The sequence below is a fragment of the Stenotrophomonas sp. 62841_Sma genome, assembly GCF_056482945.1.
In genome coordinates, this window is record NZ_CM151224.1 from 2,214,598 (window position 1) to 2,231,832 (window position 17,235).

The 17,235-nt window shown below is 65.8% G+C and carries 14 protein-coding genes; 3 read left to right on the plus strand and 11 right to left on the minus strand.

Features of this window, described 5'->3' with window-relative positions:
- The first annotated feature begins 126 nt into the window (after window positions 1-126).
- From ACZK5G_RS10330 to acnB, 3 genes are read left to right on the plus strand one after another with little or no spacing between them, the layout of a single operon-like run.
- Window positions 127-351: an AbrB/MazE/SpoVT family DNA-binding domain-containing protein gene (locus ACZK5G_RS10330; protein WP_005409505.1), complete on the plus strand. Its 225-nt coding sequence runs from the start codon at window positions 127-129 to the stop codon at window positions 349-351.
- A gap of 6 nt (window positions 352-357) precedes the next feature.
- Window positions 358-756: a type II toxin-antitoxin system VapC family toxin gene (locus tag ACZK5G_RS10335; protein WP_008267153.1), complete on the plus strand. Its 399-nt coding sequence runs from the start codon at window positions 358-360 to the stop codon at window positions 754-756.
- A gap of 40 nt (window positions 757-796) precedes the next feature.
- The gene (acnB, locus tag ACZK5G_RS10340; protein ID WP_032129839.1) at window positions 797-3,388 is read left to right on the plus strand and encodes a bifunctional aconitate hydratase 2/2-methylisocitrate dehydratase; all 2,592 of its coding nucleotides are present in this window, start codon (window positions 797-799) and stop codon (window positions 3,386-3,388) included.
- Window positions 3,389-3,478: 90 nt separating this feature from the next.
- Here the strand turns inward: acnB and ACZK5G_RS10345 are convergent, their stop codons facing one another.
- From ACZK5G_RS10345 to ACZK5G_RS10395, 11 genes are all read right to left on the minus strand, one after another.
- Window positions 3,479-4,954 (minus strand): XVIPCD domain-containing protein, encoded by a 1,476-nt coding sequence (locus ACZK5G_RS10345; protein WP_478466296.1) that lies wholly within the window; start codon window positions 4,952-4,954, stop codon window positions 3,479-3,481.
- Window positions 4,951-5,589 carry a hypothetical protein gene (locus ACZK5G_RS10350; RefSeq protein WP_478466297.1) on the minus strand — a complete coding sequence of 213 codons (639 nt, stop codon included), beginning with the start codon at window positions 5,587-5,589 and terminating at the stop codon, window positions 4,951-4,953. The genes ACZK5G_RS10345 and ACZK5G_RS10350 overlap by 4 nt, the downstream gene beginning before the upstream one ends.
- A 377-nt stretch (window positions 5,590-5,966) precedes the next feature.
- Entirely contained in the window at window positions 5,967-6,770 is an 804-nt protein-coding gene (locus tag ACZK5G_RS10355; protein ID WP_478466298.1) for an alpha/beta fold hydrolase, read from the minus strand.
- Window positions 6,771-7,086: 316 nt separating this feature from the next.
- On the minus strand, window positions 7,087-8,160 hold the full coding sequence (locus tag ACZK5G_RS10360; RefSeq protein WP_121503191.1) for a protein-glutamate methylesterase/protein-glutamine glutaminase: 1,074 nt from the start codon (window positions 8,158-8,160) through the stop codon (window positions 7,087-7,089).
- Complete coding sequence (gene cheD, locus ACZK5G_RS10365) at window positions 8,157-8,753, minus strand: chemoreceptor glutamine deamidase CheD (RefSeq protein ID WP_008264676.1); 597 nt, start codon at window positions 8,751-8,753, stop codon at window positions 8,157-8,159. Before cheD ends, ACZK5G_RS10360 begins: the two co-directional genes overlap by 4 nt.
- Window positions 8,750-9,619 (minus strand): CheR family methyltransferase, encoded by an 870-nt coding sequence (locus ACZK5G_RS10370; RefSeq protein WP_050509861.1) that lies wholly within the window; start codon window positions 9,617-9,619, stop codon window positions 8,750-8,752. Before ACZK5G_RS10370 ends, cheD begins: the two co-directional genes overlap by 4 nt.
- Before the next feature lie 37 nt (window positions 9,620-9,656).
- Window positions 9,657-11,933: a methyl-accepting chemotaxis protein gene (locus ACZK5G_RS10375; RefSeq protein ID WP_182267754.1), complete on the minus strand. Its 2,277-nt coding sequence runs from the start codon at window positions 11,931-11,933 to the stop codon at window positions 9,657-9,659.
- 730 nt (window positions 11,934-12,663) lie between these two features.
- Entirely contained in the window at window positions 12,664-15,042 is a 2,379-nt protein-coding gene (locus ACZK5G_RS10380; RefSeq protein ID WP_478450786.1) for a methyl-accepting chemotaxis protein, read from the minus strand.
- A gap of 101 nt (window positions 15,043-15,143) precedes the next feature.
- A complete protein-coding gene (locus ACZK5G_RS10385; RefSeq protein WP_010482470.1) occupies window positions 15,144-15,527 on the minus strand; it encodes a hypothetical protein in 384 nt (127 codons plus the stop codon).
- A 136-nt stretch (window positions 15,528-15,663) separates the two neighbouring features.
- Window positions 15,664-16,155 carry a chemotaxis protein CheW gene (locus ACZK5G_RS10390; protein ID WP_049401162.1) on the minus strand — a complete coding sequence of 164 codons (492 nt, stop codon included), beginning with the start codon at window positions 16,153-16,155 and terminating at the stop codon, window positions 15,664-15,666.
- A gap of 243 nt (window positions 16,156-16,398) precedes the next feature.
- The gene (locus tag ACZK5G_RS10395) at window positions 16,399-17,172 is read right to left on the minus strand and encodes a flagellar brake protein (RefSeq protein ID WP_032129226.1); all 774 of its coding nucleotides are present in this window, start codon (window positions 17,170-17,172) and stop codon (window positions 16,399-16,401) included.
- Window positions 17,173-17,235 lie beyond the last annotated feature (63 nt).

Consider the following 17,235-nt stretch of genomic DNA (forward strand, 5'->3'; position numbering starts at 1 on the left):
TGGCGTATGTCACGTTTGTGGCCGATCCTTTGCGAGGCAAGGGCTGGCGGGGTGCCGGTCCTGTTCAGGGTGGAAGTATGCCCGGAGAAGTATGTATAATTTGTGCATACTCTGGAGGGCCTACCGATGGAAGCCACTGTTGCAGAACGCGGACAGATCACCCTGCCCAAGGCGGTGCGTGATGCCCTCGGCCTGACCAAGGGCACGCTGCTGAAGGTCGAGCTGGACGGCAGCCGTATCATCCTGCGCAAGAGTGTTGACGATGCCATTTCACGGGCGCGCGGCAAGTTCGCGCTGGACGGTTTCGAATCGTCCGACGCAGCGGTACGTGCGGTGCGTGACGAGGAATAAGCCGTGATGATCGCCGTCGACTCTCCGGTGCTGGTCGAGCTGCTCAGCAATGGCCCGCAGGCCGATGCCGTGGAAGCCATCCTCAGGCAGAGCCTGGTCGGTGGCCGTGTGGTGGTCTGCGGCGCGACCCTGGCCGAGGTCTGCGCATCGCTGCGTGGCGGTGCCGAGGTGCTCGAAGCGCTGGAAGAAATGGGCGTGCACTTCAACCCGATGGAAGCCAAGTCGGCGCTGCGCGCCGGCGAGATGCACCGCCGCCACCGCCAGCGCAGCGGCAGCCGCCGCAGCCTGGACGAATTCATGGTCGGCGCCCACGCACTGCTGCAGTGCGATGGCCTGATCACCTGGAACGACACGTTTTACCGCGACTACTTCAAGGGCCTGAAGCTGATCGTGCCGCAAGCCTGAGCCCACTTTTTTTCAACCTACGCATTACCCGGGAGTTGTCATGTTGGAAGCCTACCGCCACCACGTCGCCGAGCGCGCTGCGCTTGGCATCCCGCCGCTGCCGCTGAGCGCGCAGCAGACGGCCGATGTCATCGAACTGCTGAAGAACCCGCCGCAGGGCGAGGCCGAGTTCCTGCTCGACCTGCTGACCCACCGCGTGCCGGCCGGCGTCGATGACGCGGCCAAGGTCAAGGCCTCGTACCTGGCGGCGATCGCCTTGGGCAGCGAGCAGAACCCGCTGATCAGCCGTGAGCGCGCCACCGAACTGCTGGGCACCATGCTCGGCGGTTACAACGTCGCCCCGCTGGTGCAGCTGCTGGACGACGCCAGCGTCGGCACCATCGCCGCCAACGGTCTGAAGAAGACCCTGCTGGTGTTCGATGCCTTCCATGACGTGCAGGAAAAGGCCAAGGCCGGCAATGCCAACGCCCAGTCCGTGCTGCAGAGCTGGGCCGACGCCGAGTGGTTCACCAGCAACCCGGAAGTGCCGCAGAGCCTGACCGTCACCGTGTTCAAGGTGCCGGGCGAAACCAACACCGACGACCTGTCGCCGGCACCGGACGCGACCACCCGCCCGGACATCCCGATGCACGCCCTGGCGATGCTGAAGAACAAGCGCGACGACGCGCCGTTCACCCCGGAAGAAGACGGCAAGCGCGGCCCGATCCAGCAGATCCTCGACCTGAAGGACAAGGGTCACCTGGTCGCCTACGTTGGCGACGTGGTCGGCACCGGTTCCTCGCGCAAGTCGGCCACCAACAGCGTGCTGTGGTGGACCGGTGATGACATTCCGTTCATCCCGAACAAGCGCGCCGGTGGCGTCTGCCTGGGTTCGAAGATCGCTCCGATCTTCTACAACACCATGGAAGATGCCGGTGCACTGCCGATCGAGCTGGACGTGTCGAAGATGGAGCACGGCGATGTGGTCGAGCTGCGTCCGTACGAAGGCAAGGCGCTGAAGAATGGCGAAGTGATCGCCGAGTTCCAGGTCAAGTCCGAAGTGCTGTTCGACGAAGTGCGCGCCGGTGGCCGCATTCCGCTGATCATCGGCCGTGGCCTGACCGGTAAGGCGCGCGAAGCGCTGGGCCTGGCCCCGACCGATCTGTTCCGCTTGCCGGTGCAGCCGGTCGATACCGGCAAGGGCTTCTCGCTGGCGCAGAAGATGGTTGGCCGCGCCTGTGGCCTGCCGGAAGGCCAGGGCATGCGCCCGGGCACCTACTGCGAACCGAAGATGACCTCGGTCGGCTCGCAGGACACCACCGGCCCGATGACCCGTGACGAGCTGAAGGACCTGGCCTGCCTGGGCTTCTCGGCCGATCTGGTGATGCAGTCGTTCTGCCATACCGCCGCTTACCCGAAGCCGGTGGACGTGAAGACCCACCACACCCTTCCGGAGTTCATCTCCACCCGTGGCGGCGTCTCGCTGCGCCCCGGCGACGGCGTGATCCACAGCTGGCTCAACCGCATGCTGCTGCCGGACACCGTTGGTACCGGTGGTGACTCGCACACCCGTTTCCCGGTGGGCATTTCGTTCCCGGCCGGTTCGGGCCTGGTTGCCTTCGCCGCTGCCACCGGCGTGATGCCGCTGGACATGCCGGAGTCGGTGCTGGTGCGCTTCAAGGGTAAGATGCAGCCGGGCGTGACCCTGCGCGACCTGGTCAACGCGATCCCGCTGTACGCGATCAAGTCGGGCCTGCTGACCGTGGCCAAGGCTGGCAAGAAGAACATCTTCTCCGGTCGCATCCTGGAAATCGAAGGCCTGCCGGAGCTGAAGGTCGAACAGGCGTTCGAGCTGTCCGACGCCTCGGCCGAGCGTTCGGCGGCCGGTTGCTCGGTGCGCCTGAACAAGGAGCCGATCATCGAGTACCTCAACAGCAACATCACCCTGCTGAAGTGGATGATTGCCGAGGGTTACCAGGACCCGCGTTCGCTGCAGCGCCGTATCGAGAAGATGGAAGCGTGGCTGGCCAACCCGGAGCTGCTGGAGCCGGATGCCGATGCCGAATACGCTGCCGTCATCGAGATCGACCTGGCCGACATCCACGAGCCGATCGTGGCCTGCCCGAACGACCCGGACGACGTGAAGACCCTGTCCGAAGTGGCCGGCGCCAAGATCGACGAAGTGTTCATCGGTTCGTGCATGACCAACATCGGTCACTTCCGAGCCGCTGCCAAGCTGCTGGAAGGCAAGCGTGACCTGCCGACCCGCCTGTGGGTGGCCCCGCCGACCAAGATGGATGCCTCGGAGCTGACCAAGGAAGGCGTGTACGGCACCTTCGGCGCCACCGGTGCACGCATGGAAATGCCGGGCTGCTCGCTGTGCATGGGCAACCAGGCGCAGATCCGCGAAGGCTCCACCGCGATGTCGACCTCGACCCGCAACTTCCCGAACCGCCTGGGCCGCAACACCAACGTGTACCTGGGTTCGGCGGAACTGGCGGCGATCTGCTCGCGTCTGGGCCGCATCCCGACCAAGGAGGAGTACATGGCGGACATCGGCGTGATCAACGCCAATGGTGCGGAGATCTACCGCTACATGAACTTCGACCAGATCGAGGAATACCAGGACGTGGCCAAGACGGTCGCTGCCTGAGGGTAGTGCCGGCCGCTGGCCGGCATCCCGTTGAAACGAAGAACCCCCGGTGAAAGCCGGGGGTTTTTTGTGGGCGCCGGGCCAGGTGGCCTAGCCCATGCGCATCGCCGTCCGGGTCTGCTCCTGGGCGTGGTCCTGCTGGGCAACCTGCTGTACCTGCGACATCTGTTCGACCTTGGCGAGCGACTGCTCCACGGGCGTGCTGATTGCCTCGCTGATCACTACCGACGCCCGCAGGTGTGCCGGATTGTCGGGCGCTCCCTGCACAACGAACATGCGAGGGCCCGAGCCGTCGCTGGGTGGATTGCCCAGGACCACATGATCGACGCGTTCCAGGCCGCTGCTCTTGGCCGCCGCCAGCAGGCTGGCTGTCATCCGCTCGCTGGTTTCATCGAAGCTGCGCCCGTGCCTGGCATCCACAGCGGATACACCGTCGCGAATCTGCCGGTAGAGAAGTTGGTCTGGGTGGCCTTCCTCCCTGGGATCCAGGCCCGCCTTGTCCAAGGTGGATTCAATGCTCTCCTGCAGTGGGTTCCTGGGAGAGAAGCCGGGATTGCCGAGGGAGGGCGCGCCCTGGTCGGTTGCATCCTGGATCAGTTGCTCTCCAGGCTTGAGCGCATTGCGGGCATGCTGCGCGGCTTCAGCTTCGTGGCGGGCATGCACACCAGCTTCCTCCGTGCCGCGCAGGTAATTGACCCCGTCGCGCAGCAGACCCGGTCCACCGCCGACAAGCACGGTCGCCGCCGCACGCAGCTGATGAACATCACTGCGGTAGTCGGCAATCCGGCGCAGGTCTTCAGGATCCGTGACCCGGGCCTGGGGGTTGTCCAGTACAGACTGCACCGGACCCTTGTCGGTCGTGCGATCAAGGAAATGAACCAATCGATGGGAGTCACCCAATTGGACCGCGACGGCGGCGGACATGACATGGCCGCTTTTCATCCCGAGCGTTCCGAGCGAGGCGATGCGCTGGCCCTGCTCGGCGTTGCGCAGAACCTCCAGTTCCCTGGGCAGCGCATACATCTCAACCTTGCCGTAATGAGGGCCGCCCGCACTGACCAGGTCGCCTGCCATCACATGGTTGGTGAAGGGCGCCGCATTGGCCGGCTGGCCTTCAGGGAGGCGATACGCCAGCCCGGCGGCACCGTAAGGATTGAAGGCGTCGCCGGGGAGGTTGTAGTGATGGGCGGTGATCTGCGCGAGGGCACCGCCCAGGGAGTGGCCGGTAACGGATACCTGGCCATATCCATTTGCGTCAGCCAGCTCGATTGCCTGCTTGGTCAGCGCGAGGGCATCATCAATCTGCGCGTTGATTCTGGCGGTGACCATCGCCGCATCGATGCCGCCGTCAATCAGAGGCTGGCGATCAAACTCGGTACCGCGATGGGTGACGATTACTTCTTTGGATTCGAGATTATGGTAAATGACGCCTTGGTAGCCGGTGGCGGAGTTTAGGCTGGCCAATACACGATATTCCGTCCCGGCAATGGTAACAATGGCCCTGGGCTCAGGGAGCGGATCCTTGTAGACATGATCTGAGAGGGCTGCATTTGCTCCAGGATTCATTGGGCTGTTCCTTCAGTCCGCGTGGAGATTTCGATTGGGAAGTAATTCTTTCGCTTATCTGGAGACATCTTCTCGTACCAAGTCGAAGGCTCGGTAGGCGTCCACTCTGGCGATCCCCCTGAAGTGATGGGGCGTAAGGCGCGATGTACGTAGGTAGTAGAGAGTTTCTCGGTTTCAAGCTTTGTGAATGAAGTCCATGCGGTTGCTTGGATAGGGCGATCATCGATGATGAAGGCGAATGAAGCTTCCACGAGCACGGGTGTCCAAGTGCACGGGCCGCGACCGTAATAATCGGCAACTTCCATGCCGTCGTTGAATACAACACTGCTGAATTCAGTAGCACTGAGGCGCTGTGCCTGAAGCTCAACCTTGTGCTGATTCGGCTCGTACTGCACCCCCTCCCAATTGTTGACCGGAGGGAGACAGAGTGGGTCTATCTCATACGTGACGAAGACCGAAGGAACGGGGACATCCACGGGTGCATCGTGGACCCGAATCACAATCGGCAGCGCATCCTTGGGCGCAGGATTCTCGCGATAGACCGGGAACGAGCGTTCCTTGTTGCAGCCTGGAATGGCCAGTGTGATCAATGCGATCAACGCAACATGAGCAAGGCTGGGGACGGATTTCAGCATGAGCGGTCCACGTCGCTGATGGAGGTATTACGCGGGTGCGCCGGTAAAGCGCTACTACGGAGCATGGTGCTCTGCGTCTGAGAACGCCGACTGGATTGCCCTGCTCGTTGAATCGCGGAATAGGGGATTACACCGCAGACGACGGTGCCATGAAGGGCATCTCGGGGCAAATGCGACGGACTGCGCATTTCATGCTGGGGGCGCGCCGGCACTTCATCCTTGCGTACCCGTGCCACGGGGCATTGCGGCGTATCGTTCATCGGCGTTCCATTGCTCTGCGACGTCTGACTATACGACTCGGTGCAGCTGTGCTCCAAGGCCGAGGTGCAGCGCCGGGGGGGCATCCGGTGGGACGCCACCCAGCATCCGGCCGCTTGCTAGCAGGCGACGTGCAGCGACTGCTGCAACCATGCATCAATGCGCACGCTGGCGAATGCCGGATTCTCCAGCGTGGAGATATGGCCGGCATCGGGGATCGATTGCAGCCGGCAGCCGATCTGGTCCGCCATCTGCCGCGCTTCGGTCAAGGGGCGTGGCAGGTCGTGTTCGCCACTCAGGATCAGCGTTGTTTCCGGGTCCAGATCCTTCAATGCGCCCAGCCGGTCCGGGCGGCCGAAGATCAGGCGACCCAGCGGCACGACCGCGTCGAGCAGGCGCTCGCGGGGCCAGGACAGCAGCCGTTGCCGGAACAGCAACCGGATCGGATCGTCGATGGCGATGCCTGGGCGGAAGAACAGCGGCACAATCTGTTCGGCCATGGCTTCGGGGATGCAGCCCAGCTGTTCGATCATGTCGAGCATGCCGAAATAGCGTTGCCGGGAGGCCTCCGGTTCCGCTCCGAGGTAGGTGTCCATCAGGACAAGCGAGCGGACCTGCTCGGGGCGCTGCAGCGCCAGTTCCGCTGCCCACATGCCGCCGACCGACAAGCCAGCCACCGCGTAGTGCCGGATGCCCAGCGCATCCATCAAGCGGCCGACTTCGCGCGCGAGGCACGCGGGTGTGGTGAAGGCGGCTGACAGGGGCAGATCGTTGTCGTGGCCGGGAAGCTCCGGAAGGATCAGGCGATAGCGCCGCGACAGCAGCTCGATCTGTGGTGCCCACATGTCGCGGCCCCAGAGATAGCTGCCGCCGAGGACAAGCGGAAAGCCGGTGCCGATGTCGTGATGGGTGAGAAGGGGCAAGGGGAGGCTCCATGGAAGGGAGCCTCACGCTGCGGGGGTAGGGGAAGCACGTCCAATGTGGCGGATCGACGAGGGGCCATCCCCGGGTGCAAGTGAGGCGATTACGACGCCGATGTACGCAAGTAGCACTGTTGAAACGCCGCTGTCCGAGGTTGCTGCAAGCGCAAACGGGTTGAATGCGTCGTCTGGCCGGTGCGTTTGGCCGATGCGGAGCCGAGCATGGGCTATGCCGGGTGTCCTTGCGCGGCCCCTACGGGCCGTCGCAAGCGACGTTGGCAACGGCTCCTGCCGTTGCCTTCGGCTCTCCAGCTCCCCATCACCCGCGGGCCAGTGCCAGCAACCGCTCGGCAATCCGTTCCAGTGGCACCTGCTCCTCGGCGGCGCCCAGCTTGAAGGCGGCCCCGGGCATGCCCCAGACCACGCTGGTGGCCTCGTCCTGCACCAGCGTGGGTGCGCCGGCCTGGCGCATTTCCAGCAGGCCGCGTGCGCCGTCATCGCCCATGCCGGTGAGGATGGCGCCGATGGCGTTGCCGCCGGCGTTCTGCGCGACCGAGCGGAACAGCACATCCACCGCGGGCTTGTGCCGGTTCACGGCCGGGCCGTCGTCGACCCGGCAGCGCCAGCGCGCACCGTCGCGGATGATGCGCAGGTGCTTGCCACCCGGTGGCAGGTAAGCGTGGCCGGGCAGCACGGCTTCGCCGTCGCTGGCCTCGCGTACGGCCATCGCCGAGTGCCGGTCCAGGCGTTCGGCGAAGGCGCTGCTGAAGCTGGCCGGCAGGTGCTGGGTCATTACCACGGCCGGGCCGTCGGCGGGCATGCCTTCCAGCACCACACGCAGCGCTTCGGTGCCACCGGCCGATGAGCCGATCGCGATCAGCCGGTCGGTGGTGCGGAACTGGGGCGTGGCGGGACGCGTCGCTGGGGAGGCGTCCAGCAGGAGCTTCGGTGCGGCAGCGCGCACCAGCGGGCGAACGCGCGAGCGCGCCGCCATCTTCACTTTGGCGATGATCTCGTCGGCGTAGCCCTGCAGGCCGCGCGCCACGTCCAGTTTCGGCTTGGAGACGAAGTCCACCGCACCCAGCGCCAGCGCCTGCAGGGTGGTGTCGGCGCCACGTTCGGTCAACGAGGAGATCATCACCACCGGCAGCGGGTGCAGGCGCATCAGGTTTTCCAGGAACGCCAAGCCGTCCATGCGCGGCATTTCCACGTCCAGGGTAATCACGTCGGGGGCCAGGCGCTTGATCTTCTCGCGTGCCAGCAGCGGGTCGGCGGCGGTGCCGACCACGTCGATGGACGGATCGCTGGACAGGATCTCGGTGAGCATCTGGCGCACGACGGCGGAGTCGTCGACGATCAGGACCCGGCAGGGGGCGTTGCCGGTCAGGGTCATTCGAACAGCTCCACGCCGCCGGTGACCGGGGCCTTGGACAGGCGAGCACGCACGGCCGATTCGGTCGCGGCCACTTCGGCTTCGTGTGCGTGCGGCAGGCGCTGCACCACCACGCGGCCGGTATCGGCAAAGAACCAGATCTTGCGCGGATGGATACCGCACAGGTCCTCGGCGATGATCGGAATGTGCTCGGCCTGCAGGTACTGGCGCACGAACTCAGCGTTGCGGGTGCCGACCGGATTGCTGGTGAACCCCTTGAGCACGTTGGCGCCGCCGAACACCTTGGCCTCGATGCGCTTGCGGTGTGCGCCGCGCTTGAGCATGTCGTTGATCAGCAGTTCCATCGCATAGCTGCCGTAGCGCGCGGGTGCGCCGTCGCCGGCGTTGCCTTCGGGCAGCAGGAAGTGGTTCATGCCGCCGATCTTCAGCACAGGGTCGCGCAGGCAGGCCGCCACGCAGGAGCCCAGCGTGGTGGTCAGCGCAGTGGTGTCATCGACCACCAGGTACTGGGTCGGCAGCAGCTTGGCTGCAATGGTCTTGAAGCGCGCGTCCTGGTAACGCATCACATCATCGGTGCGCAGCGATGCGTTCATGCGCCTGCCTTTGCCGCACGGCGGTACAGGGTGCGTCCGCAGGGCTGGATCAGGTCGGCGGCGTGCAGGTAGTTCTCCGAGTGGCCGGTGTAGAGCAGGCCATCGTCGGACAGGTGCTGTACCAGCCGGCCGAGGATCGCGCGCTGGGTCGGCTTGTCGAAGTAGATCATCACGTTGCGGCAGAACAGTGCGTCGAACGGGCCGCCGACGTCATAGCGCGGGGCAAGCAGGTTCAATGGGCGGAACTCGATCAGCTCGCGCAGCGCCGGCAGCACGCGGCACTGGCCCTCGTTGGGGCCGCTGCCGCGCTGGAAGTAGCGGCGGCGCAGATCCGGATCGAGGCTGGTGACGCGGTCGATGTTGTAGACGCCACGGCCGGCCGTGGCCAGCACCTGGGTATCGACGTCGGTGGCGATGATGCGTACCGGTGGCTTCAGGGTGCCGAAGGCTTCGCAGGCGGTGATCGCCATCGAGTAGGGCTCTTCGCCGGTGGAGGCGGCGCACGACCACAGCAGCAGCGGCGTGCGGCTGGAGCGTTGCTGCAGCTCCTCGCGCAGCTTGTCGAAGTGGTGCGGCTCGCGGAAGAACGAGGTCAGGTTGGTGGTCAGGGCGTTGGTGAACGCCTGCCACTCGTCACCGTCTTCCTGCTCCAGATGGTCCAGATACTGCTGGAAGCTGCGCATGCCCAGCGTGCGCAGGCGGCGCGACAGGCGGCCGTAGACCATGTCGCGCTTTGCCGGGGCGAGGGCGATGCCCACGCGCTGGTAGATCAGGTCGCAGACGCGGCGGAAATCACGGTCGGCAAACTCGAATTCGCGCGGGCCGGTAACGATGGGAGTAGGACTTTGCACGGGGGACGTGTCCATCGGCAGAGGCGGCGGCCGAAGCCGCCGCGGGTGGGTCTCAGAATTCCTGCCAGTCGCTGTCGCTGGCGACGAAGGTGCTGGCGTTGCTGCCGGTGCGGCGTACCGGTGCTGGCGTCGGAGCCGGCCGCGGACGCGCCACGGCGGCGGCAACATGCACCGGCTCGACACGCGCGGCCACCGCCTTCATCGCGGCCGAGACCTGGTTGTCCAGGCGGAAGATCGCCACGGCGTCGGCCAGCTGGCCAGCCTGTTCTTCCATCGCACGTGCGGCGGCGGTGGCTTCTTCCACCAGCGCAGCATTCTGCTGGGTGGTTTCGTCCATCTGCACCACGGTCTGGTTGACCTGCTCGATGCCGGCCGACTGCTCCTGCGAAGCCGCGGAAATCTCGGCCATGATGTCGGTCACGCGCTGCACCGAGGCGACGATCTCGCCCATGGTGCTGCCGGCCTGGTGCACCAGGCTGGAGCCTTCGGCGACCTTGCCGACCGAATCATCGATCAGGCCCTTGATCTCCTTGGCCGCGGCGGCCGAGCGCTGGGCGAGGGTACGCACTTCGCTGGCGACCACGGCGAAGCCGCGGCCCTGTTCGCCGGCACGTGCGGCTTCCACTGCGGCGTTCAGCGCCAGGATGTTGGTCTGGAAGGCGATGCCGTCGATGACCGAGATGATCTCGGCGATCTTCTTCGACGAGGCTTCGATGGCCGACATGGTGTTGACCACCTGGCCGACCACGCTGCCGCCTTGAGAAGCAACACCCTGCGCGCCGATCGCCAGCTGATTGGCCTGGCGGGCGTGCTCGGCGTTCTGGCGCACGGTGGAGGTCAGCTCCTCCATCGACGCGGCGGTTTCTTCCAGATTGGCTGCCTGCTGCTCGGTACGGCGCGACAGGTCACTGTTGCCCGACGCGATCTCGCCGGCGGCGAGGGTGATGCTGGACGCGCTGGCCTGGATCTGGCCGACGATCTGGGTCAGCTGGGTGACGGTGGTGTTGGCGTCGTCCCGCATGCGTGCGAACACGCCCTGGTAGTCGCCGTGCATGCGCGCGGTCAGGTCGCCTTCGGCGATGGCCGACAGCAGCTGCGAGAGCTTGCCGAGGTTGTCATCGCTGACCGCCATCATCGCGTTGAGGTTTTCCAGCATCAGGCGGAAATCGTGATCGAAGCGCTGCGCGTCGCCACGGCGGCTGAAGTCGCCTGCGGCGGCGGCACTGGCCAGCTGCTTGATCTCGGCGTTGATGCGGCCGAGGTTGGCCTTGACCGTGTCGACGGTGGTGGTCATCGCGGCCTTCTCGCCGGGGTAGCGCGCGACGTCGCGGCTCAGATCGCCCACCGCGTACTGCTGCACCACGTCCAGCACATCGTGCAGGGTCTGCACGTGGCCGCCGACCAGGGCATTGGTTTCCTGCACCATCAGCCCGTACTCGCCGGGGAAGGCGCTGGCATCGATGCGGTAGCTCAGTTCGCCGCCGTCGTGGCGACGCGCCATCTCGCGCTGGCCGCTGATCACCGCGTGCAGCTGCTGCTGCATGCCCGACATGGCGTCCAGCAGGCGGCCGGTCTCGTCATGCGGCTGCGGGCCGATGTGGCTGTCCAGCTTGCCGCGGGCGATACCCTCGGCGACGGCCGTTGCCTGCTTCAGCGGTATGGCGATGCGGTTGCCGATGAGCCAGCTCAGGGCCAGCACGATCAGTACCAGCACGCCACCGGAGACGGCCATGATGGCGGTGAACACCAGTGCCTGCTTCTGCACGTCGTCCATGTAGACGCCACTGCTGACCACCCAGTTCCAGGGCGCGAACAGGCCGGCGTAAGCCACCTTCTCGACCTCGCCCTTGCTGCCGGGCTTGGCCCAGCGGTAGTTGACGAAGCCGCCACCGGCCTTGGCTGCTTCCACCTGGTCGTAGTAGATGCGCACGCCGTCGTCGGTGCGGAAGTCCTTCATGTCCTTGCCGACCAGGTCCTTGCGGAACGGGTGCATCAGCAGGCGGTAGCCGGTGTCGTAGATGTTGAAGTAGTAGGCATCGTTATCGGCGCGCATCACTTCCAGCGCCTGCAGGGCGGCGGCCTTGGCAGCGTCCTCGCTGAGCTCGCCGGTACCGGCCAGGCGATGGTAGTGCTGGAGGATGCCGTAGCTGAGTTCGACCTGGGTCTTCAGCGCGGTCTTGCGGGTCTCGGTCAGGTCGAGGTACTGCATGCGGGCGGCGATCACCGAGAGCGCGATCACGCCAAGCGCGATGAGCAGCGTCAGCAGGTTGAGCTTGCGCCGGACGGAGAGGTTGCTGAAGTAGTGTTGCCAGCGATGCATGAGATTCATCGAGCAGGACCAGGTCGAAGCGGGCGGGCGGCGCCGTGCCGGTCACAGCGGGACAAGCGGTGACAACCCCGTTATCGGCCGCGCGGGCGGGGGATTGAGGTGCGGTGTCCGAACGTATTCAGGTTTCCTTGCAGCGGCGGCTGCGGCGCTGCCTGCGGCAGGCTTTTGGAGCAACAGCAACAGCAACGGCGGTTGGTCGGCGGTCACGGGTTGCGAGGAGGGCCGGGCCAGGGTGGGTTGGCGGGGGACGCCGTAAACCCGTCCCTGGGGGCTTGGCCGCGGCATCCATGCCGCGGACACCCCCGCCAACCCACCCTGGCCCGGCCCATTCGATATTCCGGTGTCGGACGGCAAGAGCGTTGTGTTTCCAGGCGGAAAGAGGGGTCAGATCCGTTTTCCTGCGGAAAACGGATCTGACCCCGGACGCGACCTGGCTTTTTGCTCTTTGCTCTTTCTTCTTCAATCCGGGGTGGGATACACGGAAACTGTCCGTGGCCGGGAGGGTGGGCTGCGCAGGGGCGTGAGCCGCATGGATGCGGCGACCGAGCTTACATGGACGTACTTGCAGCGGCCCCTGCGCAGCCCACCCTCCCGGCCAACCCTCAGTAGCCACGCGCCTACCGCGACCACCCCGAGGGGCTTCGCCGTTGGCTGGATATCCAGATACCCCGTAAACAAAAACGCCCCAGCGCAGGGCCAGGGCGTTCTCGTACGTCAGGTCAGGCAGGCATCAGAACTCCTGCCAGTCTCCGTCGGCCAGTTCGGTGGCCATGGGGCGACCACCGGCGGTGCGGCGGGCCGGCGGGGCGACCGGGGCCGGTGCGGCCGGTGCGGCAGCACGCGGGACCGGGGCAGCGGCGATGCGCGGGGCAACCACGGTCTCGGCTTCATCCACCACGAAGATCGACACGGCCTCGCTGAGGTGACCGGCCTGTTCTTCCATTGCGCGTGCGGCGGCGGTGGCTTCTTCCACCAGCGCGGCGTTCTGCTGGGTGGTTTCGTCCATCTGCACCACGGTCTGGTTGACCTGCTCGATGCCAGCACTCTGTTCCTGCGAAGCCGCAGAGATCTCGGCCATGATGTCGGTCACGCGCTGCACCGAGGCGACGATCTCGCCCATGGTCGCGCCGGCCTTGTGCACCAGCGCCGAGCCGTCGTTGACCTTGCCGACGGAGTCGTCGATCAGGCCCTTGATCTCCTTGGCCGCGGCGGCCGAGCGCTGGGCGAGGGTACGCACTTCGCTGGCGACCACGGCGAAGCCACGGCCCTGTTCACCGGCACGTGCGGCTTCCACTGCGGCGTTCAACGCCAGGATGTTGGTCTGGAAGGCGATGCCGTCGATGACCGAGATGATCTCGGCGATCTTCTTCGACGAGGCTTCGATGGCCGACATGGTGGTGACCACCTGGCCGACCACTTCACCGCCCTGCGATGCGACGCCATGCGCGCCGATGGCGAGCTGATTGGCCTGGCGGGCGTGTTCGGCGTTCTGGCGCACGGTGGAGGTCAGCTCCTCCATCGAGGCAGCGGTTTCTTCCAGGTTGGCGGCTTGCTGCTCGGTGCGGCGCGACAGGTCACTGTTGCCCGAGGCGATCTCGCCGGCGGCCGAGCTGATCGCGCGGCTGGACTGCTTGATGCGGGTGACGATCTCGCTCAGCTGCGCGGCGGTGGCGTTGGCGTCGTCTCGCATACGGGCGAACACGCCCTGGTAGTCGCCGTGCATGCGCACGGTCAGGTCACCCTGCGACAGCGCGGCGAGCAGGCCGGAGATCTGTTCGATGCTGCCGGCGTTGGCGTCGAGCAGGCCGTTGATCTGCTGGGCCAGCTGCAGGAAGAAGCCTTCCTTGTCGCTGGAATCGATGCGGCCGGACAGGTCGCCGGCAGCGGCCTGGGCGATCACGCGGGCCACTTCGGCTTCCACCTGCGCTTCCTGGGTGCGGTCGCGCCATTCCACCACGTAGCCGACGGTGTCGCCGCCTTCATTGCGGATGGTCGAGACCACCTGGGCGAACTGGGCATCGCCGTACTGCATGGGGCGACGGGCGACGCCGTGTGCCTTCAGGTTGCCCAGCAGGGTCTGGTCCATCTCGCCGCGATGCTCCAGCACGGTGACCGGCTTGCCGATCAGCGAGGCCTGCGCGTCGAAGTCCGGCAGGTCGCGGCGCACGTCGTCCTGGTACTGGCTCAGGGTCTGCTGCAGGGCGCGATTGGTGTAGACGATGGTATTGCTGGTGTCGGTCAGGTACACGCCGGTGGAGCTGTAGTCCAGCGCGGTGCGGATGCGCAGGTTCTCGCGGGCGATGGCCTGGTCGGTTTCGGTGCGCTCGCGCAGGTCGCGCTGCATGCGCTGCATCGCCTGCATCAGTTCGCCCACTTCGTCCTGGCGGCTGACGTCGATGTGGCCATCGAGCTTGCCGCCGGCCACATCGTTGGCAACCGAGACGGCGCCGCGCACGCTGCCGACCAGGGCACGGGCAAACAGCCAGACCAGCACCAGGCCGAGTGCGGCGCCGCCCAGCAGGGCGATCACGGTCAGCACGGCCGAGGCGGAGTAGGTGGATTCGGCCTCTTCGCGCGAGGCGCGGGCGAGGCGGTTGTCTTCGGCGATCAGCGCTTCCAGCGCCGAAGCGGCCTTGCGGTGCTTGGTGCGGGTCTCGCCGACGAAGGTATCGATGGCGTCGTCCGGCAGGTCCAGTTCCAGCATCTCGGTGACGCTGTCATAGGAGGCCAGGGCGTCCTTCCATTCCTTGGCGAAGGTGTCGAACAGCTTCTTCTGCTGTGCGTTGTCGACCAGCTTCGGATAGTCCTTGATCGACTTGTCCATGCTGGTACGCAGCTCGACGGTCTGCTTGCGTGCATCAGCCTTGACGTCGTCACTGGCGCGGATCAGCTGCTGGTAGGCGGCGTTGCGGTATTCACCCAGCATGCCGCGCATCTCGCCGGCCATGCGGATGCTCTCCATGCGAGAACCCGCCAGCTCGGTGGTGACGTTGTTCAGCGAGTGCAGGCCGCGATAGGCGACGATACCCTGCAGCAGCATCACCAGCAGGAGGACACCGAAGGTCAGCAGCAGCTTCGGCATCAGTTTCAGGTTGTTGATCCACGGCATGGGCGTTGCGAGCTCCTAAGGCAGACGCGCCCGGGCATCGGGCCCGGTTGCAGCAGAAACCACGCCGGCACCAGGTCCGGCGTGGTTCGACGGACAGCGGATTACTTGATGTTGGCCAGCTTCAGGCCGGCCGGCGAGCTGACTTCGATTTCGGCGCGCGAGGCGTCGCGCTGGATCTTGCCGATCACGCAGACGGTCTTGCCTTCCAGGGTTTCCAGCGGGAAGGAGAACTTGCCGCGGTTCTCGCCAGCGATGCGGGCCGAGAAGGTGTGGCGCGGGAAGGCGCCGCCCATGTACAGGAAGGTCGGCTGGCCTTCGGAACCTTCTGCGTAGCGGGCCTTCTCGACCTTGCCGCAGACCATGCCGTCCTTGCCGACCGAGCGCGGTGCCAGTTCCGGCGGGATCATGTCGGCCGACTGGGCGAACGCGGCGGAAGCAGTGGTGGCCAGGACAGCGGCCGAAACGAACGCAAGCAGGGACTTCATCGAGGTGTATCTCCGGGGATGGTGATGGTCGTTCCGGTTCTGCGCGCTCCTGCGCGACCGGCTTCTGTCCCCCTATCGGCACTGCCGGAGGGAACTGAAGGGTTTTGTGACCAGAACGTGAAGCAGGTCCGTTCGATCAGGCAGCGGCGTCTTCAACGACGCTGGCCTGGCCCATGTCGGCGCTGTCCAGCAGGGTCTCGATGTCGAGCAGGATCAGCATGCGGTCGTCCTGCGTGCCGATGCCGGAGATGAAGCGGGTATCGACGGCGGCGCCGAATTCCGGGGTCGGGCGGATCTGCTCGGCCGACAGCGGGATCACGTCCGAGACGCTGTCGACGACGATGCCGACCACGCGGTCGTCGACGTTCAGCACGATCATCACGGTGAAGGCGTCGTAGCGGGCATCGTCCAGGCGCAGCTTCAGGCGCAGGTCGATCACCGGGACGATGGTGCCGCGCAGGTTGATCACGCCCTTGATGTAGTCCGGTGCATCCGGGACCCGGGTCACCGCGTCATAGCCGCGGATTTCCTGGACCTTGAGGATGTCCACGCCGTAGTGCTCGGCACCGAGGGTGAAGCTGAGGAATTCGCCACCGGCGCTGGCGGCGGAGCTGGTCTTGTCGTTCATCGAGGGGTCCTGGTTCTGCCGGAAGTCCCGGTGTCAGGCTCGATATCGGCCCCTCGTCGGGGGACTTTAGGTGCCGGGGGAAGGCATCCACGCATGGCGTGGATCTACCGGGGAAGATGGGGGCATCCGCGCATGGCGTGGATCTACACGGGAAGCGGTAGTGCCGGCCGCTGGCCGGCAACCTGGCAACAATGTGGATGCGGCCATTGCCGGCCAGCGGCCGGCACTACCGGTCGGGAGGCCTTACAGCTCGCCGTTGCGGCGCGCCTTGCGCTGGCGGTCGATGCGGAAGATGTAGCGCTGGATGGCACTGTCGGCGCCACGCGGCAGGATGTCGAAGCGCATGCCCACGCGCTTGATCTCGATGCCATTGGGTTGGCGCTGCGGCAGCAGGTTGCAGACGACCAGCTCGATCTCCAGGTCGGGGCCGTCGGGCAGCGACAGCATCGCCGGGTAGCGCTTCTGCAGGCTGAACACCGCGCAGTCGGTAGGTACGGCCACCGCCAGGCCGCCGCCACTGATGTCCACCACCCGCATCGACAGCGCTTCGGCACGGCTCTCGCCGGCGGGGATCAGCAGCTGGGGCGAATCGGTGACTGGCGTCTCCAGCCGGTACATCTCACGTCGCTGCAGATGGACCAGTTCGTCCGGCAGAGGGGCACGGAAGGCGACGTGGCCGTCGTTGTCCACACGTTGCAGTGCCTGCAGGCGGAACCGCACCAGCACGCGTTCGAGCTGGGCAAAGCACAGCAGATGGTCGGCCTGTTCGGCGGCGCGGTTGGACGCCTCCTGCGGGCTGCCATCGAGCAGCAGGGTGTCGTCGTCCTCGTCGAGTTCAAGCAGCGCGGTCGGGAACGAGCGGTCGCGGCCGTCGATATGCGCATTGATCAGTGATCGCTGGTCGATCAGCGATCGCAACAGCTGCCGCAGCTGGCGCGGATTACGGACCAGGAAACGTTCGTCAGCGGCATCAGCCGCGTGGACATCATGCACTGCAGTGTCGTTGCCGTCGGACATGGAATCTACGGTCAGGGGCGGGCGCCAGCACGCGTTGGCGCGAGGCTCGATGGGGATATCGGC